19 protein-coding genes are annotated in these 21,112 nt (G+C 45.4%); 11 read left to right on the top strand and 8 right to left on the bottom strand.

Annotated features, from left to right (window positions below; translation table 11 throughout):
• The first annotated feature begins 57 nt into the window (after positions 1-57).
• The 5 genes from FHW36_RS21860 to FHW36_RS21840 all read left to right on the top strand — a co-directional run bounded on the left by FHW36_RS21860 (position 58) and on the right by FHW36_RS21840 (position 7,324).
• Entirely contained in the window at positions 58-741 is a 684-nt protein-coding gene (locus tag FHW36_RS21860; RefSeq protein ID WP_145671986.1) for a succinate dehydrogenase cytochrome b subunit, read from the top strand.
• A gap of 19 nt (positions 742-760) precedes the next feature.
• Positions 761-2,734 (top strand): fumarate reductase/succinate dehydrogenase flavoprotein subunit, encoded by a 1,974-nt coding sequence (locus tag FHW36_RS21855; protein ID WP_145671984.1) that lies wholly within the window; start codon positions 761-763, stop codon positions 2,732-2,734.
• Between the two features lie 63 nt (positions 2,735-2,797).
• Entirely contained in the window at positions 2,798-3,562 is a 765-nt protein-coding gene (locus FHW36_RS21850) for a succinate dehydrogenase/fumarate reductase iron-sulfur subunit (protein ID WP_145671982.1), read from the top strand.
• 190 nt (positions 3,563-3,752) lie between these two features.
• Positions 3,753-5,138 carry a Gfo/Idh/MocA family protein gene (locus FHW36_RS21845; RefSeq protein ID WP_145671981.1) on the top strand — a complete coding sequence of 462 codons (1,386 nt, stop codon included), beginning with the start codon at positions 3,753-3,755 and terminating at the stop codon, positions 5,136-5,138.
• 137 nt (positions 5,139-5,275) lie between these two features.
• Complete coding sequence (locus FHW36_RS21840) at positions 5,276-7,324, top strand: S9 family peptidase (RefSeq protein ID WP_246121209.1); 2,049 nt, start codon at positions 5,276-5,278, stop codon at positions 7,322-7,324.
• A 51-nt stretch (positions 7,325-7,375) separates the two neighbouring features.
• Here FHW36_RS21840 and murI read toward each other — a convergent pair whose 3' ends face one another.
• Both murI and FHW36_RS21830 read right to left on the bottom strand, forming a co-directional pair.
• Positions 7,376-8,191, bottom strand: a complete 816-nt coding sequence (gene murI, locus FHW36_RS21835; protein WP_145671976.1) for a glutamate racemase — start codon at positions 8,189-8,191, stop codon at positions 7,376-7,378.
• Between the two features lie 2 nt (positions 8,192-8,193).
• Positions 8,194-8,856, bottom strand: a complete 663-nt coding sequence (locus FHW36_RS21830; RefSeq protein WP_145671974.1) for a carbonic anhydrase — start codon at positions 8,854-8,856, stop codon at positions 8,194-8,196.
• A 274-nt stretch (positions 8,857-9,130) separates the two neighbouring features.
• On the opposite strand from FHW36_RS21830, the gene FHW36_RS21825 reads away from it, so the two are divergent.
• The gene (locus tag FHW36_RS21825) at positions 9,131-10,774 is read left to right on the top strand and encodes an ABC-F family ATP-binding cassette domain-containing protein (RefSeq protein ID WP_145671972.1); all 1,644 of its coding nucleotides are present in this window, start codon (positions 9,131-9,133) and stop codon (positions 10,772-10,774) included.
• Positions 10,775-10,858: 84 nt separating this feature from the next.
• On the opposite strand, the gene FHW36_RS21820 is transcribed toward FHW36_RS21825, so the two are convergent.
• Both FHW36_RS21820 and FHW36_RS21815 read right to left on the bottom strand, forming a co-directional pair.
• Positions 10,859-11,251, bottom strand: a complete 393-nt coding sequence (locus FHW36_RS21820; protein ID WP_145671970.1) for a response regulator — start codon at positions 11,249-11,251, stop codon at positions 10,859-10,861.
• A gap of 563 nt (positions 11,252-11,814) precedes the next feature.
• Positions 11,815-12,777: a hypothetical protein gene (locus tag FHW36_RS21815; RefSeq protein ID WP_145671968.1), complete on the bottom strand. Its 963-nt coding sequence runs from the start codon at positions 12,775-12,777 to the stop codon at positions 11,815-11,817.
• 106 nt (positions 12,778-12,883) lie between these two features.
• Here FHW36_RS21815 and FHW36_RS21810 point away from each other — a divergent pair, with 106 nt between their 5' ends.
• Genes FHW36_RS21810 through FHW36_RS21800 form a run of 3 tightly spaced genes read left to right on the top strand, consistent with a single transcriptional unit; the run spans position 12,884 to position 15,190 of the window.
• A complete protein-coding gene (locus tag FHW36_RS21810) occupies positions 12,884-13,609 on the top strand; it encodes a ribonuclease H-like domain-containing protein (RefSeq protein ID WP_145671966.1) in 726 nt (241 codons plus the stop codon).
• Between the two features lie 12 nt (positions 13,610-13,621).
• Positions 13,622-14,617 carry a DNA polymerase III subunit delta gene (holA, locus tag FHW36_RS21805; RefSeq protein WP_145671964.1) on the top strand — a complete coding sequence of 332 codons (996 nt, stop codon included), beginning with the start codon at positions 13,622-13,624 and terminating at the stop codon, positions 14,615-14,617.
• Between the two features lie 30 nt (positions 14,618-14,647).
• On the top strand, positions 14,648-15,190 hold the full coding sequence (locus tag FHW36_RS21800; protein WP_145671959.1) for a hypothetical protein: 543 nt from the start codon (positions 14,648-14,650) through the stop codon (positions 15,188-15,190).
• On the opposite strand, the gene FHW36_RS21795 is transcribed toward FHW36_RS21800, so the two are convergent.
• Entirely contained in the window at positions 15,187-16,119 is a 933-nt protein-coding gene (locus tag FHW36_RS21795) for a bifunctional riboflavin kinase/FAD synthetase (RefSeq protein ID WP_145671957.1), read from the bottom strand. The genes FHW36_RS21800 and FHW36_RS21795 overlap by 4 nt on opposite strands.
• 137 nt (positions 16,120-16,256) lie before the next feature.
• On the opposite strand from FHW36_RS21795, the gene FHW36_RS21790 reads away from it, so the two are divergent.
• Positions 16,257-17,435, top strand: a complete 1,179-nt coding sequence (locus FHW36_RS21790) for an AIR synthase related protein (RefSeq protein WP_145671955.1) — start codon at positions 16,257-16,259, stop codon at positions 17,433-17,435.
• 88 nt (positions 17,436-17,523) lie between these two features.
• Here the strand turns inward: FHW36_RS21790 and FHW36_RS21785 are convergent, their stop codons facing one another.
• The 3 genes from FHW36_RS21785 to FHW36_RS21775 form a co-directional block, all read right to left on the bottom strand.
• Positions 17,524-17,979, bottom strand: coding sequence for a TonB family protein (locus tag FHW36_RS21785; RefSeq protein WP_145671953.1), 456 nt, complete (start codon positions 17,977-17,979; stop codon positions 17,524-17,526).
• Between the two features lie 90 nt (positions 17,980-18,069).
• Complete coding sequence (locus FHW36_RS21780; RefSeq protein WP_145671951.1) at positions 18,070-19,752, bottom strand: M56 family metallopeptidase; 1,683 nt, start codon at positions 19,750-19,752, stop codon at positions 18,070-18,072.
• On the bottom strand, positions 19,749-20,120 hold the full coding sequence (locus tag FHW36_RS21775; protein WP_145671949.1) for a BlaI/MecI/CopY family transcriptional regulator: 372 nt from the start codon (positions 20,118-20,120) through the stop codon (positions 19,749-19,751). The genes FHW36_RS21780 and FHW36_RS21775 overlap by 4 nt, the downstream gene beginning before the upstream one ends.
• Before the next feature lie 132 nt (positions 20,121-20,252).
• On the opposite strand from FHW36_RS21775, the gene FHW36_RS21770 reads away from it, so the two are divergent.
• Positions 20,253-20,981 (top strand): cell division ATP-binding protein FtsE, encoded by a 729-nt coding sequence (locus FHW36_RS21770; RefSeq protein ID WP_246121208.1) that lies wholly within the window; start codon positions 20,253-20,255, stop codon positions 20,979-20,981.
• Positions 20,982-21,112 lie beyond the last annotated feature (131 nt).

Here is a 21,112-nt window from a genome sequence, read left to right as displayed (position 1 = left end):
TAAATTTGCCCGACATTTCAATCATCTTTTTATACTAGGAAGCTTAGAATTTTACTTATGAAGTGGTCACAGTTCTTTAATACCTCTATCGGTAAGAAGTTATTGGTAGGTGCTACCGGCTTGTTTCTTTGCAGTTTTGTTATCGTACACCTGGCTGGAAATTTCCAGTTGTTGTACAATGACGAAGGCAAGGCCTTCAACGCGTACGCCGCGTTTATGGGACACAATAGCCTGATTCAGTTTATTGCCTGGGGGCTGAAAATTGTGATTCTGTTACACGCATTTATTGCGATACAGCTTACATTCAGCAACAGAGCTGCCCGTCCGGTGAAATATGCCGTTAGTCCGGGTAATCAAACATCTTCCTGGTTCAGCCGCCAGATGGCCATCATGGGAAGTATTCTCTTCATCTTCATCATTATCCACCTGGCTAACTTCTGGGCAAAATTCCACTACGGTGAAATGCCGCTCCGCACTTATCCCGGCCAGGAAGAACCACTGAAGGATTTGTACCTGGTATCCCAGGAAACTTTTAAAACCGGTTGGTTAGTAGTATTGTATGTGATCGGCATGATCGGCTTATCTTTCCACCTGATCCACGGTTTCAAAAGCGCCTGCCAGACCTTTGGTTTAAATCATAAAAAATACAATGGCTTACTCAGCTTCATTGGTATATGGCTGTTTGGAATAGCGATCCCTGTTGGCTTTGCTATTATCCCTGTTGTAATCTATTTCAAATAATTCTGTAAAGTAAGGATATATGTTGGACTCAAAGATTCCTAAAGGCCCATTAAATTCCAAGTGGGAAGACTATAAAGGACATTGTAAATTGGTAAACCCTGCCAATAAACGTAGTCTGGAAATAATTGTAGTAGGTACAGGTTTGGCCGGCGCGTCTGCTGCTGCGTCATTAGGTGAGTTAGGATACAAAGTAAAAGCATTCTGCTTTCAGGATAGTCCGCGTCGTGCCCACAGTATTGCTGCACAGGGCGGTATCAACGCGGCCAAGAATTATCAGAACGATGGCGACTCCGTTTTTCGTTTGTTCTACGATACAGTAAAAGGTGGTGACTACCGCGCCCGTGAAGCTAATGTTCATCGTTTGGCAGAAGTGAGCGGTAACATTATAGATCAATGCGTGGCTCAGGGTGTTCCCTTTGCACGTGAATACGGCGGCCTGCTGAGTAACCGCTCTTTCGGTGGTACCCAGGTACAACGTACTTTTTATGCCGCTGGTCAAACCGGTCAGCAGCTCCTCCTCGGCGCCTACTCCGCATTGGAGCGCCAGGTGGCTTTAGGGAATGTGAAAATGTATAACCGCCATGAAATGCTCGACATCGTGAAAATAGATGGAAAAGCACGCGGTATCATTGCACGTAACCTGATCAATGGTGAACTGGAACGTCATTTCGGCCACGCAGTACTGATCTGCAGCGGCGGTTATGGTAACGTATTCTTCCTGTCTACCAACGCAATGGGTTCTAACGTAACAGCCGCCTGGAAAGCCACCAGGAATGGCGCTTACTTCGCTAACCCTTGCTTCACACAGATCCACCCAACCTGTATTCCGGTTTCCGGCGATCACCAGTCTAAACTGACCCTCATGTCAGAATCACTGCGTAACGATGGCCGCATCTGGGTGCCTAAAAAACAAAACGATACCCGCAAAGCCAGCGATATCCCTGAAGAAGAAAGAGACTATTACCTGGAGAGAAGATATCCTGCCTTCGGTAACCTCGTTCCCCGTGACGTGGCGTCCCGCGCGGCAAAAGAAAGATGCGATGCCGGCTATGGCGTAGGTTCCTCCAAACAGGCGGTATACCTCGACTTCGCCGCAGCGATCGAACGCTATGGTAACATTGAAGTGGGTAAACGCCAGATGAACAATGTTTCTAAAGAAGAAATCATTAAACTGGGTAAGGAAGTAGTTGCCGAAAAATATGGTAACCTGTTCGACATGTACGCCAAAATTACCGGTGAAAACCCTTACGAAACTCCAATGCGTATTTACCCCGCCGTACACTACACCATGGGTGGCCTGTGGGTAGATTATGAACTGGGTACTACCGTTCCTGGTTTATATTCTCTGGGTGAAGCCAACTTCTCCGACCACGGCGCTAACCGCCTCGGAGCATCTGCACTGATGCAGGGACTGGCCGACGGGTACTTCGTTATCCCTTACACCGTAGGTAACTACCTGGCAGATGAAATCCGTACGAAAGCTATCCCAACCGACCACCCTGCTTTCGTAGAAGCAGAGAAGAAAGTTAGAGATACTATCAATAAATTCTTTGCCATCAAGGGAACCAAATCCGTTGATTTCTTCCACAAAAAACTGGGTAAGATTATGTGGGATAAATGCGGTATGGCACGTAATGAGCAGGGCCTGAAAGAGGCTATCCAGGAAATCAAAGCATTGCGTGCTGAGTTCTGGAGCAATGTAAGAGTTCCAGGTGAAGCCAACGAATTTAACCCGGAACTGGAAAAAGCCGGCCGCGTAGCCGACTTCCTCGAACTGGGTGAACTGATGTGTCTTGATGCATTGAATCGCCGCGAATCCTGTGGTGGTCACTTCCGTGAAGAATCACAAACAGAAGATGGCGAAGCAAAACGTGACGACGAAAACTTCAGCTATGTGGCTGCATGGGAATACAAAGGCGAAGGCCAGTACGAACTGCACAAAGAACCACTGGTGTTCGAAGAATGTAAACCTACACAACGTAGCTACAAATAATGGTTATTGGCTGACTGTTCAACGGTTAACCAGGATTATAAATCAAATAATTGTCCAAGGTATATGGAACATTATAACATGAACCTCACATTAAAAGTGTGGAGGCAGAAAAACAAAAACGATCAGGGTAGATTTGAAACTTTGCAGGCTAAAAATATTTCTTCTGAAATGTCTTTCCTGGAAATGTTCGATGTGGTGAATGAAGAACTGATCAACGAAGGAAAAGATCCCATCGCATTCGACCACGATTGCCGCGAAGGTATCTGTGGTATGTGCTCCATGCACATCAATGGCCGCGCTCACGGTCCATGGGATGGCACTACTACCTGTCAACTGCACATGCGCGCTTTCAAAGATGGTGATACGATCACAGTAGAACCCTGGAGAGCTGGTGCATTCCCGGTAGTAAAAGACTTAACGGTAGACAGATCCGCTTTTGATCGCATCATTGAAGCAGGTGGTTATATTTCTGTAAATACAGGTAACGCACAGGATGCTAACTGCATCCCGGTAGATAAAGCCAAAGCAGACCTGGCTTTTGCAGCAGCAGCCTGTATCGGTTGCGGCGCCTGCGTAGCAGCCTGCAAAAACTCTTCTGCTATGTTGTTTGTGTCTGCAAAAGTATCCCAACTGGCCCTGCTGCCACAGGGACATCCTGAAAAACACAGCCGTGCACTCAACATGGTGGCTCAAATGGATAAGGAAGGCTTTGGTAGCTGTACCAACACCGGCGCCTGCGAAGCAGAATGTCCGAAAGAAATTTCCCTCACTAATATCGCCCGCCTCAACCGCGAGTTTATTGGTGCCGGTTTTTCTTCTGAGAAATAAGCAAATAACAAGTTATAAAGAAAGCCGTCTCTACTTAACAGAGACGGTTTTCTCGTTTTACAACTGTTATATTCTTGTCACCGATTCTTCATTCATCCCGCTCATTGTTCGTTCATAATTTGAAATTTAACTTTCTAAATTTTTTTATTATCATGTGTTTTTTCCACGTCACCCTATTAAATAAAAGCATATGTCAGAACAATCACGCAGAAAGTTTATCAAGCACATAGGCAGTACTGCAGCACTGCTTGGTATAGGCCAGCTGGCCGCCATGGCCAAAGAACAGGAAACCGTACACCTGCTGCAACCTGAAAAAAGAATAGCCGCCAACGATAAAATACGCATCGCCTGCGTAGGCATGGGTATCATGGGCTTTGGAGATGTACACACTGCTATTAAAGTGCCGGGAGTAGAATTTGTAGCCGCTGCCGATCTTTATGATGGCCACCTTACCCGTATTAAAGAAGAATTCGGTCCCCAGGTATACACCACCCGCGATTACCGCGAAATCCTGAAACGGAAAGATATTGACGCCGTGATTGTGGCTACGCCCGACCATTGGCACGATACTATCGCCATCGCCGCCATGGAAGCGGGGAAAGCAGTTTACTGCGAAAAGCCCATGGTACAACAGATTGAAGAAGGACATAAAGTAATTGCAGCACAACAGCGCACCAAAGCGGTATTCCAGGTAGGCAGCCAGCGGGTAAGCAGCATCGCATTAGCGGAGGCCCGTAAACGTTACCAGGCCGGCGAAATAGGTCAACTTAATGTAGTGGAAGCCCGGATGGACCGCCACAGTGCGCTCGGCGCCTGGCAATATTCCATTCCACCGGACGCTTCACCGGCTACAATAGACTTCGACACCTTCCTGAAAGACACCGCCAAAATGCCTTTCGACCCGGTGCGCTTCTTCCGCTGGCGCAATTACCAGGCCTATGGAACCGGTATCCCCGGCGATCTATTCGTACACCTCATTTCCGGCCTGCATTTCATTACCGGTTCCCTCGGTCCTTCCTCCATCTATGCCAGCGGCAACCTGGTACAATGGAAAGACGGCAGAGATGTACCAGATACAGTAGTGGCCATCTTCAACTACCCTGAAACCAAAGAACATCCGGCCTTCCAGATGACACTCCGCGTAAACTTCGCCGATGGCAGCGGTGGCGGTGAATACACCCGCCTGATTGGTACAGATGGCGTACTGGAACTAGGCTGGAACGATTTTAAAATCAAGAAACATAAACTCCCCGAAGCTCCCGGCTATGGCGGATGGGATACCTATAACACCTTCCCCAAAGCGCAGCAGGACCTGTTTGTGAAAAATTATAACGCCAAATATGCCGGCAACAAAGGAGAAGCCATCGAAACCTCCAGCGCCTACGCCGCCCCAAAAGGATACGACGACCGCCTGGAGCATTTTACCAACTTCTTCGAATCTATGCGTACCGGCAAACCCGTGGTGGAAGACGCGGTGTTCGGTCTCCGGGCCGCAGGCCCTGCATTGCTCACCAATGAAAGCTATTTCAGTAAAAAGATCATGAACTGGGACCCAGTGACGATGAAAATAGTATAAAGAGAATGCGTAATTTGTAATTCTTTATTACATTTAACTATACTATTAAATCACCACCTATGTTTAAAAACTTCCAGGGTAATTTTTTGTTGCTTTTGGGAACAGTACTTTTGTCTTGTAATGAAAAGAAACATACTATGAATGATCAGGCAGACATCAAACCTCCTGTGGCAGAAAAGATAGCGAAAGAACTCAGTATCCACGGCGACAAACGCACCGACAATTATTACTGGATGAACGACCGCGAAGACCCGAAAGTAATATCGTGGCTGAAAGCGGAAAATGCATACCTCGACACCATCCTGGCGCCGGAAAAGAAACTGCGGGAAAAACTCTTCGATGAAATGAAATCCCGCATCAAGGAAACAGATATGAGCGTACCTTATCTCAAAAACGGTTATTACTATTATACCCGCTTTGAACAAGGGAAGGAGTATCCTGTTTACTGCCGTAAAAAAGGCAGCCTGGAAGCTACGGAACAGATCATACTCAATGTAAATGAACTGGCCGCCGGACATGCCTATTGCCATGTAGGCGGACTAAGCGTAAGCACTGATGCTAAACTGCTGGCTTACGGTATTGATACCGTAAGCCGCAGGCGCTATACAATTCACATCAAAAACCTGGAAACAAATGAATTGTTGCCCGATGTGATTACCGAAACAACCGCCACCAGCTGCTGGGCCAACGATAATAAAACCTTGTTCTATGCCCGCAAAGATACCGTTACCCTCCGGGCTGACCGTATCATGCGCCATACCCTGGGAACAGCCACCGACAAGGAAATATATCATGAAGCCGATGAAACGTATGATGTAACAATATCCAAAACCAAGTCCGGAAAATATATTGTTATCAACAGTGAAAGCACCCTTTCCTCCGAAAGCAGGATACTGGATGCCGATAAGCCCAATGACGCTTTCCACGTTTTCCAGCCTCGTGAAAAAGACATGCTCTACACCATCGATCATCGCGATGATAAATTTTACATTGTTACCAATTGGGACGCACTTAACTTCCGCCTGATGGAAACCTCACTGGACAAGACTTCCAGGCAGAATTGGAAAGAACTTATTCCCCATCGCACGGATGTATTGCTGGAAGGAGTGGAGTTGTTCAAAGATTTCACAGTACTGGAAGAGCGGAAAGGTGGGCTCACGCAAATCCGGATCATCAATGATAAAACCCATACGGATAAATACCTGGCATTTTCAGAAGCCGCTTATACTGCATCGGTAGGCAATAACCCGGAAATGGATAGTAAAGAACTGCGCTATCATTATACCTCCATGATCACGCCTAACTCGGTGTATGACTACAACATGGAAACCGGTAAAAGTGAATTGAAACGCCAGCAGGAAGTATTGGGTGGTTATGATCCTAAAGACTATGCTTCCGAAAGATTGTTTGCCACCGCTACTGATGGTACTAAGATCCCGATCTCGATTGTGTATAAGAAAACTTTTGAGAAAAACGGCAGAAGTCCGCTATTGCTCTATGGCTATGGTTCATACGGACATAGTTTAAATGCTTCTTTCGATGGTGATCTGTTGAGTTTACTGGACAGAGGGTTTGCTTTCGCAGTAGCCCATGTACGTGGTGGACAGGAAATGGGAAGGCAATGGTATGAAGACGGCAAAATGATGAAGAAGAAAAACACTTTCACCGATTTTATCGCCTGCGCCAATTATCTGGTACAGCAACACTATACCGATTCTGCGCATCTATACGCTATGGGCGGTAGTGCTGGTGGCTTATTGATGGGAGCTGTAGCCAATATGGCGCCTGCCTTATTCAATGGTATTGTTGCCCAGGTGCCGTTTGTAGATGTGGTAACCACCATGCTGGATGAAAGCATTCCATTGACCACCGGTGAATTTGACGAGTGGGGTAATCCCAAGAATAAAGACGCTTATGACTACATGAAATCATATTCTCCTTATGATAATGTAGCGCATACTGCCTACCCTAATATGCTGGTCACTACCGGGTTGCATGATTCGCAAGTACAATACTGGGAGCCGGCTAAATGGGTCGCTAAATTAAGGGAAATGAAAACAGACCATCACCTGTTACTCCTGCATACCAATATGGAAGCCGGTCACGGTGGGGCTTCCGGGCGCTTTAAGGCATTGGAAGAAGTGGCGCTGGAATATGCTTTTCTATTAAAGTTGGAAGGAAAATAATCACAACCGGGGAGATGAATAATTCTTGAGTAATTCATCTCCCCGGTTTTTTTATAACACTAACTTCTTGGACGTAACGCTTTTACCGAAAAATATTTCCGCCATTTTATCGAAAATGGCCGGATCATCGGTGGTGTAGAAGGTGCGATGCTGGCCTTTTTGCAGGCGGCTTTCCATCTCAGGATGCCGTTTCAGGTAATCTTTCAGGCTATGTGCCACAATCTTTCCCTGCGATAATACCGTGACGCCCCCCGGCAAAAACTGTTTAATTTTTTTCATCAGCAACGGGTAATGCGTACAACCCAATACCAACGTATCAATATCTGAAGAAAGCGACAGTATCTTGCCCAGGTATTCTTTCACGAAATAATCTGCTCCTTCACTTTCATGCTCGTCATTTTCAATCAGCGGCACCCACATGGGGCAGGCCAGCTGATAGGTTTTCACATGTGGAAAGAACTTGTGAATTTCTATCGGGTAAGATTCGGAATTAACGGTACCGTTGGTCGCGAGTATACCCACTTCCCCAGTTTGCGTGATCGTGCCTACCATTTCTGTAGTAGGACGAATAACGCCCAGCACGCGGTTGTCGGGAGCTATGTTGGGAAGGTCTTTTTGCTGGATGGTGCGTAAGGCTTTTGCTGATGCTGTATTGCAGGCCAGTATCACCAGGGGGCACCCCATGTTGAACAACTGTTGTACGCATTCCAGCGTATAGGCGTGTATAGTATCAAAACCGCGGTTGCCATAGGGCGCGCGGGCATTATCTCCCAGGTAGATGTAATCATAATCCGGAAGTTCTGCTACGATTTCTTTGAGCACCGTTAAGCCGCCGTAGCCGGAATCGAATATGCCGATAGGACCCATGATTATTCGTTGTCTTTTTGCATCAGGCCGGAACCTGTTAAGTCGTAAATCTTTTGAATTTCATGTAATACGCCTTCAAAGTCGATCTCCAGGTCTTTCAGGGCACCATTTTTCAGGTCGTATACCCAGCCGTGTACAGTAGGATAACCCCTGGCTACATATGATTTTTGTACAGCAGCGGTTTTTATTACGTTAATGCACTGCTCTTGTGTGTTGAGCTCTACCAGGCGGTTATAACGGTCGTGTTCACCAGCGATGGCGTTGAGTTCGTCCATATGCAGGCGGTATACATCGCGGATATTCCGCAACCAGGGATTGAGGATGCCCAGGTCTTTTGCTTGCATGGCAGCTTTTACGCCTCCGCAGTTGTAGTGCCCGCACACAATGATGTGTTTTACCTGCAGGTGTACCACCGCGTAATTGATAACACCCATCACATTAAGATCGGTGTTGGGAACCAGATTGGCGATGTTGCGATGTACAAATACTTCCCCTGCTTCCAGGCCCATAATTTCATTGGTAGGAACGCGGCTGTCGCTGCAACCAATGTACAAGTAATCAGGAGTTTGTGTATCGGCCATTTTTTCGAAGAACTCGGCATCTGTAGCCAGCTTGGTAGCTACCCAACGCCTGTTATTCTCAAATATCTGGTTATATGCAGTCATGCGATAAATGTGTTTATGGGATAAAGATACGCACGAATGACTATATGTACAGATAAAGTATGTATTATGAAATTGATTATCAAGAAGTGAGGTGGCTACCCCCATACATTAAATAATCATGAAATAGCAGAACGGCCAGGAGGGGTTTAGGATTCAAAAAATAGAGAAATACATGATTATCAAGATGGTATACTTTACAGGTAAGAGGCTGATCCTGCTTGGAAAGCCGGCATAAAATCTGTACCTTTGCAGCTTCAAAATTTACATAGCCAGCATGATCAGTGTTAAAAACGTAACGCTCTCTTTTGGAAAGAGAGTATTGTTTGACGAAGTAAACCTCAATTTCACAAAAGGGAACTGTTATGGTGTGATTGGGGCCAATGGAGCAGGGAAGTCTACTTTTCTGAAGATATTGTCCGGTGAAATAGAACCGAATAAAGGTACTGTGGAAATTACTCCCGGAGAGCGTATGAGTGTGCTCTCCCAGAACCACTTTGGATTTGACGAGGTGACTGTGCTGAATACCGTATTGATGGGTAATAAGAAGCTTTGGGAGATAGCCCATGAAAGGGATGCTATCTATGCCAAAGAAGATTTTACCGAGGAAGATGGTATGCGTGCGGGGGAACTGGAAGCCGAATATGGAGAAATGGGTGGTTATACCGCAGAAAGCGATGCAGGAGTACTGTTGAGCGACCTGGGTGTAAGAGAGGATATGCAGCAAATGCTGATGAAAGATATTGCCGGTAGCATGAAGGTGCGCGTTTTGCTGGCGCAGGCCCTGTTTGGTAACCCCGATATCCTGTTGCTCGATGAGCCCACGAATGACCTCGATGTAGAAACCATTGGCTGGCTGGAAAATTTCCTGGCTGACTACGAAAATATTGTGATTGTGGTATCGCACGACCGTCACTTCCTCGATGCGGTTTGTACGCACGTAGCCGATGTGGATCGCGCCAAGATCCAGATCTTCAGCGGTAACTATACTTTCTGGTATGAGTCTTCCCAGTTGATGGCCCGCCAGATTGCGGATAAGAACAAGAAGATGGAAGATAAGCGTAAAGACCTCATGGACTTTATTGCCCGCTTTAGCGCCAACGCTTCTAAAAGTAAGCAGGCTACTTCCCGTAAGAAGGCCCTGGAGAAACTGGTAATCGAAGATATCCAGCCTTCCAACCGTAAATATCCTGGTATCATCTTCAAGCAACAGCGTGAAGTAGGTAACCAGATCCTGAACGTAGAGAAACTGGAAAAATTGGTAGATGGCCGCAAGCTCTTTACAGATGTAACTTTCTCTGTTAATAAGGGGGATAAAATTGCCTTCCTGTCTAAAGATCACCTGGCGCTGACTACCTTCTTTGAAATTATCAACAACGAAGCACAGCCTGATAGTGGCAAGTTTGAATGGGGGACTACCGTTACCAGCGCTTACCTGCCCAACGATAACGCCGCGTTTTTCACCAATAAGGACCTGAACCTGATGGATTGGTTACGCCAGTACGTGCCGGCTCATATAACCGATGTGGATGAACCGTTCCTGCGCGGATTCCTGGGTAAGATGTTGTTTGGTGGAGATGAGATTATGAAGAAAACTTCCGTTTTGAGCGGTGGTGAAAAAGTACGTTGCATGACCAGCCGCATGATGCTGCAGGACCCCAACGTGTTGATCCTGGATGAACCAACCAACCACCTGGACCTGGAATCTATCCAGTCTTTCAACGAAAGCATGATCAACTATAAAGGTATCGTGCTGTTTACTACGCATGACCATACCTTCATGCAGTCGGTAGCTAACCGCATCATCGAACTCACTCCTAAAGGCATCATCGATCGCCTGATGACCTTCGATGAATACCTGGCAGATGAGCGCGTAAAAGCATTGCGTGAAGAAATGTACAGCAATGCAGTATTGGCCTAAGTCATAGAAATAGCTATAAATAAAATGACCAGAGAAGGGAGTAATATCCGCTCTGGTCATTTCTTTTTACAGCGTTATGCTGGCCTATAAATATTCTTCTATTACTTTCAGTTTATTCTTATCCAGTGGCTTGGTGATATACGCCATCAGCTCCGGCGTATGTTGTACTTTCTGCATGTCCCGGACATCTACAGAGGAGGAGCACATGATAATCGGAATGTTATTTTTGAGGGAGGTTTTCAGACCTCTGTAAGCTTCAATAAAATCCCATCCATTCATTCGCTGCATATTCATATCAAGAATAATAAGGGAGGGTAGAGTGGAGGGAGGGTTGTTGGAAAGCTGCTCCAGGGCTTCTTCTGCACAAAGAAAAGAAGTAACTACCAGATCGCTTTGCTCCCCCAACATCTTTTTGATAATGAAATGAAAAATTTCATCATCATCTACGACGTACACTATTTTATTCATGTCTTCCATGCTTCAATTTTAATTGGGCTTCTGATCTTTTCCGTTAATAACAAAAGGCGCACAGAAAGACGATGTTGAAGGAAGAATTACACTACATAGGGTGCCATGCCGGGAAACATACCTGATGAACAATTACAGCATATTTTCAACTACTGCAAACAGTCACGGTATATTGTGAAACATGGGTTAATACTGGCAGGTTTTATCTGCCCTGTCACATTCTTCTTCTCAAGCATTGGTCTGGGAACTCAGTGGCCTCCGGCTAATTATGAAAGCAAAGAACGTTAATTTAATTTTATTTTTATATATATCTTTTTGTCAATAACTAATCATTAACAAATTAGATAAGTGAAAAAAACATCAAGGAGAAAGTTATTCGACGGTGAAAAGGAGCAACAATAAAGAAAAATGGAATAGTATCTACGTAAATATAAGCTAAAAAGCTATCAGGCGAACAACCGTAAAAAAATATAACATACCCTGAAAACATGGTTAAAAGTAAATGCCCAGGAGGCTAACAGCGCCCTGGGCATTTACTCTTAACTGAATAAGATAACTGGTAGTGGATAAGTTTAAAACAGGCCACCTTTTCTGAGGGTAACTTTACCCTGGCCTATTTTGTAACCATTGTGATAGATTTCTACTGCGTAGTCGCCTGGTTTGAAATCAGAATTTTGTTTCCAATCCATGCTTACAGATTGTTTCTGACCGGTAACATAAGCCACTGTTTTCTTGGCGGTATACAGTTTTTCGGTACCGTCTTCCAGGGTGAAACGACCGGATCCCAGTGCTTCTACTGCCAGTGGTGAACCATCAGGTGCGGTAATCGCTACAAAGATTTCTTTGTCGCCGCTAGGAGCAATACGGTTGTCATCCAGGTCAAAAGTAACACGCATCATGTCGGCACGTTTGGCTTTAGTGGTTTCTATTTCCTTGCCATTGTGTTTTACATGTACCGGTTGCAATTTGATGTTGGAAGCGTGTAATACAGAACCCAGATCCACTTTCTTGTTAAGACTATCCTTTACAGTGGATACAGAGTCACGCTCTTTACGGGCTACATCCCTTTCTCCTGCCAATACGATCTTTTCACCTTCGAGTCGCTCAATAGTTTGCTGATAGCCTTCGATATTGCTCTTCAGCTGTTCGATCAGGCGACGGGCTTCTGCCAGTTGGGCCTGTGTAGCGTTTTTGTTAGACAGGATGCTGGAGATCCTGGCTTTCATATCCTGTATTTCCTTATCTTTTGTTTTAACAAGGCTATCCATCCGGGTATTCTGAGAAATCAGGTCATCCAGACGCGCGTTAGCTGCGTTATATTCCTGTTGTAAAGCGTCACGGGAAGAAGAGATAGAATCTATCTGCGTGTTTTTTTGTACGATTTGCTCGCTGGATTTATTCTTGTCGTATAACATATATATCCAGGTACCAGCCAATGCTGCAATTAAAATACCGTAAATTAGCCCATTGCGGCTTTTCGGTTTTTCTGGTCCGGGTGAACCCGGTGCAGGGGTGTTAAAAGTGTTCTCCGTCATAAATTGTGAGTTTTATGTTTAATTGTTATATGGTTAAAAATCGTCATTCAAAAATAGCTATTATATTCCTATTTATTAATAACAGATATAAAACAGTTTTTCAATCGTGCTTCCCAATATTGCGTTAGACCAGCTACTACTGTTAGATATAGAAACTACGCCGGCTGTATCCGCCATGGAACAACTATCGGATGAGATGCAACAGCTGTGGCGTGAGAAAATTGCAAAAACTGCGCCAGAATCCGCAAGTCCGGAAACAGCATACGCCGACCGGGCAGGCATCTACGCCGAATTTGGGAAAATTGTCTGCATTTCGGTAGGCTTCTTCAGCGTGGAAAATAATCAGTACCAGTTACGCCTGAAATCGTTTTATAATGACGATGAAGCAGTTGTACTAAGCGGATTTTTAGAATTGATCAATAAATTCTATGCAAAACACCCCCGCTTCCAGTTTGCCGGGCATAACATCAAAGAATTTGATATTCCTTTTATTTGCAGGAGGAGTGTTATTCATCAGTTATCTTTGCCCCAGCCTTTACAGCTGCACGGGTTCAAACCCTGGGAAGTTCCCATGCTGGATACCCTGCAACTGTGGCGGTTTGGCGACTTTAAGCACTATATTTCCCTGAAACTCCTCACGGCCGTTATGGGGATTGAAACACCAAAAGACGATATAGACGGCAGCATGGTCGGAAAGGTATATTGGGAGCAGAAAGACCTGGAACGCATTGCCGCCTATTGTCAGAAAGATGTACTGGCTGTGGCCCGGCTGCTGCTCAAGTTTAAACGCCTGCCGGCATTGTCGCCCGAAAACGTAGTGATCGTAAAATAGCAACTAAAGCAAATGGATTACCAGGATATCATCAAAGATTGGAAACAACACAAGTTCAAATCACTTTACTGGCTGGAAGGAGAGGAAGATTTTTTTATCGACCAGGTAACGGCATATGCTGAACATGAATTGTTGCCCGAATCGGAACAGGGATTTAACCTTACTGTGCTCTATGGAAAGGATACGGATTGGACCACCGTTATAAATGCCTGTCGCCGGTATCCAATGTTTGCTGAACGCCAGGTGGTATTGTTGAAAGAAGCCCAGGCCATGCGCGATTTACTCAAACTGGAAGCTTATATCGATAACCCCCTGACATCCACCATATTCGTGGTGGCACATAAACAAGGCAAAATCGATGGCCGCAGTAAAATGGCCAAACTTATAAAAGAAAAAGGCGTACTCCTGTCTACCAAAAAATTATATGATAACCAGCTCCCCACCTGGGTCGAATCCTATGTAAACAGCCGGGGACTGGCTATTTCCCAAAAGGCAGCCATCCTGTTGGTAGATCATATTGGTAACGACTTGTCCCGTATTGCCAATGAAATCGATAAACTGCTGGTAAACCTGCCCTCTCAGAAAAAAATTGATGAAAGCGATATCGAGAAATATGTGGGGATCAGCAAAGAGTACAACGTATTTGAATTACAAAACGCGCTGGGGCAAAAGAATACCGCCAAAGTATTCCGGATTATCGCATATTTCGCCGCCAATCCCAAAGCTGCTCCCATCCAAATGACCCTGCCGGCACTCTATAATTTCTTTGCTAAAGTAAACCTGGTATTCAGTGTAAAAGGAGGCGAAAAAGAAATAGCGGCCGCATTGGGCGTACATCCCTTCTTCGTAAAAGATTACCTGAACGCAGCCAGGCAATATGGGCCCGATGGCACCGAAAAAGCTATATTACTGTTGCATCAGTATAACCTGCGGAGTATAGGCATTAACGATAGTGGGGTAGAAGATGGAGAGCTGATGAAGGAATTAATGTATAAAATGATGAGCTGATAGTGATCATCGCTATATAACCTATATTGTATGTCCCATCGTTTAAAGGCTGTATTGAAAACAATATTGGCGGTCATCTGTCTGCTATTGGGATTGTTGCTCACTGCCAGCATCGTGAGTGTGCTCATTAGCCGCTTGCTGTATGAATCATTCGATGCCGTTACCGCGGTAGGCTTTGGTATTGCGGGCACTATTTTCCTCGGTGTATCGGGATTACTTTTTGTGGCTGCCTGGCGCTTGCATAAAGCAGCCAAGAAACACTGGGCTTTACTGCCAGCAAGCAACTTGTCATTTCCTGTCAGAGTTATATTGGCTGTTGCCTGCTTTTTGGCGGCAGCGTTTTTAGTGCTGATAGAAATCGGATTCCTCGACGATACGGCAAGTTTTAGTAGTGCATTCAATGCGGCTCCGGGCGAAGCTGGAGATTATAACCGGGGTACCGCAGTCGGATCCTGGCTGGTAATATTATTAATGCTGTTGATCATTTTCTGGCTGGTCAAAACCGGCTACCGCCTGCTCCGCCATCCCAGGAAGAAAAAAGAAGTAATAGAATTGCTGGGAGAAGAATTTTAAAGCGTCGCCAATATTTCCCGGGCCTGTTCTGAATCCTTGTTCATCTGCACTATCAAGGCATCAATATTATCAAACTTCAGGTTAGAACGGATATAATCCACAAAATACACCGTGAGCTCCCGGTCATAAATATCTTCGTGGAAATCAAAAATGTGCACTTCCAGTCGCAGGTCGGTGCCATTGAAAGTAGGGCGGAAGCCAATACTCATCACTGCCGGGAATATACGTGCTCCCAACTGGGCCTGTACCGCATAAATGCCCTCTGCGGGAATCAGTTTCCTTTCATCGTTGAGATGCAGGTTGGCGGTAGGATACCCCAGCTGCCTGCCCATTTTATCGCCATGTACCACTTTGCCGTTCAGGAAATAGGTATAGCAAAGCAGTTCATTGGCCAGCCGGATATTGCCTTCCTGCAGGCTTCTCCGGATTTTGGTAGAACTAACGGTGAGATCATGTACTACCTGTTGCGGAATTTCTATCAGCTTAAAGCCATATTGCTGCTGTTCAGCTTCCAGGAGTTCCAGGCCGCCTTCCCGGTTGTGGCCAAAGCGGTGGTCGTATCCAATGATAATGGTATGTGGTTTAAAGCGCGCTACCAGGAAGTCTTCCAGGTAACTGCGGGCCGACATTTCTGAAAATGACCTGGTGAAGGGAACTACTACCAGGTGATCGATACCGGCGTGTTCCAATAAGGCAATTTTTTCCAGTAAGGTGGTCAGTAAGCGGATATTGCCTGGTTGGGGTAACAATACTTCCCTGGGATGTGGGTCGAAAGTGATAATCACGGTTTCCCCCTCACAATCCCTGGCCGCCTGCTCCAATTGCTGGATAATGAAGCGGTGTCCTGCATGTACTCCGTCGAAAGTGCCTATTGTAATAACAGCATTGCGGAATTCCGGTAAGTGGTCTAAGTCCCTGTGAACCTGCATATAATTCAATAACTATCAAAAACGCCGTGCAAATCTAACACATTCGGCGGGCATTCTGCATGGAATCTGTTACTTTTGCAGCCTGAATAGTATCTTAATTCAGATTATTTTTTATTTACATACTTATTTATTTCCCGGTGGATAATAATATTTACGCCAAGCGAGGTGTTTCAGCAGGTAAAGAAGATGTGCATAATGCCATTAAAAACATTGATAAAGGTTTATACCCAAAAGCATTCTGCAAAATAGTACCCGATATCCTCGGGGGCGATGAGGCATACTGCAATATCATGCATGCAGATGGCGCCGGCACCAAATCTTCCCTGGCTTACATTTACTGGAAAGAAACCGGCGACCTGGGCGTATGGAAAGGGATTGCCCAGGATGCAATTATTATGAACATGGACGACCTGCTTTGCGTAGGCGCTACCGATAACATTCTCCTGTCGTCTACCATAGGTCGTAATAAGCAACTGCTTCCCGGTGAAGTGATTGCCGCTATTATTAATGGCACGGAAGAAATCCTGGCCGAACTCCGCCACCATGGTATCAGTATCTATTCTACCGGTGGTGAAACCGCCGATGTAGGCGACTTGGTACGTACCATCATCGTAGATTCTACCGTTACCTGCCGCATGAAACGGGCAGACGTAATTTCCAACGACCGTATCCAGGCCGGCGATGTAGTGGTAGGGCTGGCTTCCTATGGACAGGCTACCTACGAAACGGAATACAACGGTGGTATGGGTAGTAATGGTCTGACCAGCGCCCGTCATGATGTATTTAATAAAGACATTGCCACAAAATACCCGGAAAGCTTCGATCCGAATATTCCTTTTGAACTGGTATTCAGTGGTAAAAAGTCATTGACAGATAAAATAGAGGTGCCCGGTTTTGGCGCTATCGATGCCGGTAAACTGGTGTTATCACCTACCCGCACCTATGCCCCGGTTATCAAGAAAATATTGGAGCAATTCCGCCCGCAAATCCATGGGATGGTACATTGCAGCGGTGGAGCACAAACAAAAGTGCTGCATTTTATAGAACAACTGCACGTGATTAAGGACAGTCTTTTCCCGGTACCTCCTTTGTTCAGCCTGATCCAGGAACAATCCGGCACGCCCTGGAAAGAAATGTACCAGGTGTTTAACATGGGCCACCGTATGGAACTCTATGTACCAGAAGCTATTGCGGCCGATATTATCGCTATTTCAAAAAGCTTTAACATCGATGCACAGATCGTAGGAAGAGTAGAAGCAGCGCCGCAAAAGAAAGTAACCGTGAAAGCACCTGCTGGTACTTTTGTATACGAATAAAGAGAGGAGATAAAAAAGGGAATTGCCGTTGCGCCATACGCCGCAACGGCAATTCCCTTTTTAGTATTTTTCTAGCGGTAAGTCTTTATTATTTCTTCGGTTCTGGCAAAGTAAACGTAACCGGCAAGTCAAACTTTACATTCAGCGCCTTCCCTTTCTCTTTCCCAGGTTCCCACCGGGGCATACTACTCACTACCCTTATGGCTTCTTCCTCTAGTCCGTATCCTTTGTAGGGTCCGGAAACATTGGGATACAAGAGATTCCCTTTTTTATCAACTACAAACTGTACATACACCGTACCGGCAACTTTAGCCGCTACAGCTGCTTTAGGAATCCGGAGGTTTTTATTGAGATAATTTTGCAGGGCGGAATCTCCACCCGGAAAGTGCGGGGGATCTGCTACCAGTGTAAATACCTGCTCCATGTCGGGTTGCCGGGAGGTATCTGCCGCGTAATGATGGAAAGCTGCCTGTCGATGGGTAGTGGAAGAAAAAGATAGCCCCATGATAACGGGGATCACCAGGTGACAATAGGATAGTGGCATAGGATTTTTTTTATAAAGATGGGTAAAATGAGGCAAAATAAAAAGCCCCTTGCACTGGCAAAGGGCTATGTTGTATAAATGATAGTTGTGTTACTCTTGCAGTGTAAACCGGATCGGCAGGTTAAATTCGGTATTAACGGCGTGCTTGTTCTGAATACCTGGATTCCATTTGGGCATGGCTTTCACTACCCTGATGGCTTCCTCATCGAGCCCGCCACCTTTCGGGGCGCCAACAATATGTATATCCCTGAGATTACCATCATCCATCACAATGAACTGAACGAAAACAGTACCTGAAATACCATGTTCCTGGGCATCCCGCGGATATTTAATATTGGAAGACAGGTATTTGGCCAGTGCTGCCTCGCCGCCACGGAAGGTAGGAAGTTGTTCTACCGACGTAAATATCTCAGCAGGTCGTGGCGAAGGAGGAGGCGGTGGTGGCGGGGTAAACTCAACGTGCTGCTTATCAGTGGCAGACTTGCCGTCATTCAATGAAAAGCGGATAGGGAGATTGAATTGTACGGCTACCGCGCGGCCGCTTTGTTTGCCGGGTACCCAACGCGGCATTGAATTTACCACGCGCAGAGCCTCCTGGCATATACCCGCACCAGGATCTCTACCTACAGTTTTTGCATTGGTGACGTTTCCTTTTTTGTCTACCACAAATTGTACGAAAACGATACCCGATATCTTTTTAGCTACTGCCTCTTTGGGGTATTTGATATTCCGGGCCAGGTAGCTACTCAAAGAATCTTCTCCTCCTTTAAACACGGGTGGTTGTTCTACAAAAGTAAATACCGGTTCGGAGGCTGTTTCTTTTTGGGGCGTTATTTTACGGGGAGTAGTATCCATTACTGCCACTTCACTGACAGTGGTGTTAAGCGTCCGAATGGCGGAAGGACGCTTATCAGCCACAAAAGCAAGCGAGCAGAAAATACCGGTGGCTACAGGCAATACCAGGATACGCCGTAGGTAGCTGAACCGGGGCGTATGAAATTGTGTAAGCATAAGTATTCTTCTTTTAATAGGTGGGTGAAAAAAATCGTTGGTGAAACTGAATTGTTTGCTGTGGAAGGCCATTTGCAGGATTGTTTGCGCATAACCGGCTACTTCTTCCCCGGCTGCTTTTTTATCAGCCATAAATTCATGTACCAGCGCCAGCTCCCGTTTGATAATATGGAAGACGGGGTTAATCCAGTATATAGCCGTAATAATTTCCATGAAAAGCTTGTCGGCACTGTGTTTTTCCTGCAAATGCACCAGTTCATGTTTTAGTATTTGCTGGCCTTCTGTTGTGTGCAGAGAGGTGTGCTGGTCCCAGAAAATATAGGAAAAGAAAGAAAAGGGGGCTTGGATCTCCTGGTTTTCCACAAACTTATAAGGTGGTACTTTCTGCACCCGGCTGCGGCGTATCAGTTGACGGATATTGAAAATACTTACGAGTATACGTAAGAGTAATAATGCCATCACCAGTGTATACAAGGCATTCATGATGGTTCCGGTGGTAATGGCTGGGTTGGCGGGAGGTATCACCGACTCCCGGAGTGTGATCATGCGACTGGTATACGACATCATGGTCGATGGCTCTTCCTGCGGTATGGGCAATGGAATACGCAACAGGGGGGTGAGCAGCGATATCACCGTAATTAATACCAGGTAATACCGGTTCCATTGGTGAAAGCGATTGTTGCGCAGTGCTATATAGTAATAACCATACAATACGGCCGAGCAGATGATCACCTTAGCGATATAGGCGAGTAGCAGGTTCATTGTTTGGGTTTTTGTGATTCCTTAATTTGGGTAATCAGTTTTTCCAATTCAGAGATGCTTAATTCCTTTTCTTTCACAAAAAAAGAAACCATGTTGCTGAAAGAGCCGTTGAAATAGCCCTTTACGATGTTATTCACCGTTTTATGGCTGTAGGCATCTTTGGTAACCAGGGCAAAATATTGATGTGATTTACCAAAGGCTTTAAAGTCAACAAAGCCTTTCTCTATCAGGATTTTGATGAGCGTAGACACTGTGTTGTAATGCGGTTTGGGTTCGGGCATTACTTCAATAATGTCTTTCACAAAAGCAGGACCCGTTTCCCACAGGGCTTGCATAATTTGTTCTTCTGCTTTGGTAAGTTGTTTCATCTCTTTTTCAGTTTATGATTCTAAGTTAAAACTAATTATTTAGTTTTAAAACTATTTTTTTAGTTTTTGAGAGAAATAAATCTGGCGAGATTGACATATTAGCACAACGAGTTATTTTTTAATTAGTTATTTTTGCCAGCAACAGATCGTAAAACAGAAAAGGACATGACGGCTGAACAACCTATTATCCAGTTAACAAATGCCAGCATTTACCAGGGGCAATCATTGATTTTGTCTGATGTGAACATCACGGTGAACAAGGGGGAGTTTGTATATCTGATTGGCAAAACCGGTACAGGTAAATCCAGTTTACTGAAGACATTATATGGTGATTTGTCGTTAAACGATGGTACAGGGCAGGTCGTAGGTTTTGATCTGAAGAAGATGGATTGGAAAAAAGTGCCTTATCTTCGCCGGAATTTGGGAGTGGTATTCCAGGATTTTCAGCTGTTGACCGACCGGAATGTGCATGATAACCTGAAGTTTGCGTTGCGGGCTACGGGTTGGCAGGATACCAAGGAAATGGAGGCTAAGATCACAGATGTACTGGAAAAAGTGGGATTGGGTACCAAGGGATTCAAGATGCCTTATGAATTATCGGGAGGAGAGCAGCAACGTGTGGATATTGCCCGTGCTATGCTGAACTCGCCGAAATTAATCCTGGCAGATGAACCTACCGGTAACCTGGATCCGGAAACTTCCGATGGTATTATGCAGTTATTGTTCCGTATCTGCAGGGAGGGAACCGCCATTGTGATGGCCACGCATGATTATATTGTATTACAGAAATTTCCGTCGAGGGTGTTAAGAACCGAAAACGGACATGTAACAGATAATGCCGCTGTGAATTTTTCTTCTTAGGAGTTGTTGAAGGGGAAGGATTTACGAATGGTGGTTATCATTCATTTATTATAAATTTCGGGTTAATTGGTAATTCCTATTTTTTAAATTACCTTTGCACCGGAAAAATAGCGACAAAAAACATTATTATT

This window comes from Chitinophaga polysaccharea, from assembly GCF_007829335.1.
GTDB lineage: Bacteria > Bacteroidota > Bacteroidia > Chitinophagales > Chitinophagaceae > Chitinophaga > Chitinophaga polysaccharea_B.
This window is presented reverse-complemented; position numbering and strand designations above follow the sequence as displayed.

What these genes read in the sequence shown, in the direction of transcription:
- FHW36_RS21780 (WP_145671951.1), bottom strand. Translation starts at nt 19,752, where the DNA reads ATGAACCTGCTACTCGCCTATATCGCTAAGGTGATCATCTGCTCGGCC.
- FHW36_RS21860 (WP_145671986.1), top strand. Translation starts at nt 58, where the DNA reads ATGAAGTGGTCACAGTTCTTTAATACCTCTATCGGTAAGAAGTTATTG.
- FHW36_RS21815 (WP_145671968.1), bottom strand. Translation starts at nt 12,777, where the DNA reads ATGACGGAGAACACTTTTAACACCCCTGCACCGGGTTCACCCGGACCA.
- FHW36_RS21845 (WP_145671981.1), top strand. Translation starts at nt 3,753, where the DNA reads ATGTCAGAACAATCACGCAGAAAGTTTATCAAGCACATAGGCAGTACT.
- FHW36_RS21785 (WP_145671953.1), bottom strand. Translation starts at nt 17,979, where the DNA reads ATGCCACTATCCTATTGTCACCTGGTGATCCCCGTTATCATGGGGCTA.
- holA (WP_145671964.1), top strand. Translation starts at nt 13,622, where the DNA reads ATGGATTACCAGGATATCATCAAAGATTGGAAACAACACAAGTTCAAA.
- FHW36_RS21800 (WP_145671959.1), top strand. Translation starts at nt 14,648, where the DNA reads ATGTCCCATCGTTTAAAGGCTGTATTGAAAACAATATTGGCGGTCATC.
- FHW36_RS21795 (WP_145671957.1), bottom strand. Translation starts at nt 16,119, where the DNA reads ATGCAGGTTCACAGGGACTTAGACCACTTACCGGAATTCCGCAATGCT.
- FHW36_RS21840 (WP_246121209.1), top strand. Translation starts at nt 5,276, where the DNA reads ATGAATGATCAGGCAGACATCAAACCTCCTGTGGCAGAAAAGATAGCG.
- FHW36_RS21850 (WP_145671982.1), top strand. Translation starts at nt 2,798, where the DNA reads ATGGAACATTATAACATGAACCTCACATTAAAAGTGTGGAGGCAGAAA.
- FHW36_RS21825 (WP_145671972.1), top strand. Translation starts at nt 9,131, where the DNA reads ATGATCAGTGTTAAAAACGTAACGCTCTCTTTTGGAAAGAGAGTATTG.
- FHW36_RS21775 (WP_145671949.1), bottom strand. Translation starts at nt 20,120, where the DNA reads ATGAAACAACTTACCAAAGCAGAAGAACAAATTATGCAAGCCCTGTGG.
- FHW36_RS21830 (WP_145671974.1), bottom strand. Translation starts at nt 8,856, where the DNA reads ATGACTGCATATAACCAGATATTTGAGAATAACAGGCGTTGGGTAGCT.
- murI (WP_145671976.1), bottom strand. Translation starts at nt 8,191, where the DNA reads ATGGGTCCTATCGGCATATTCGATTCCGGCTACGGCGGCTTAACGGTG.
- FHW36_RS21855 (WP_145671984.1), top strand. Translation starts at nt 761, where the DNA reads ATGTTGGACTCAAAGATTCCTAAAGGCCCATTAAATTCCAAGTGGGAA.
- FHW36_RS21820 (WP_145671970.1), bottom strand. Translation starts at nt 11,251, where the DNA reads ATGGAAGACATGAATAAAATAGTGTACGTCGTAGATGATGATGAAATT.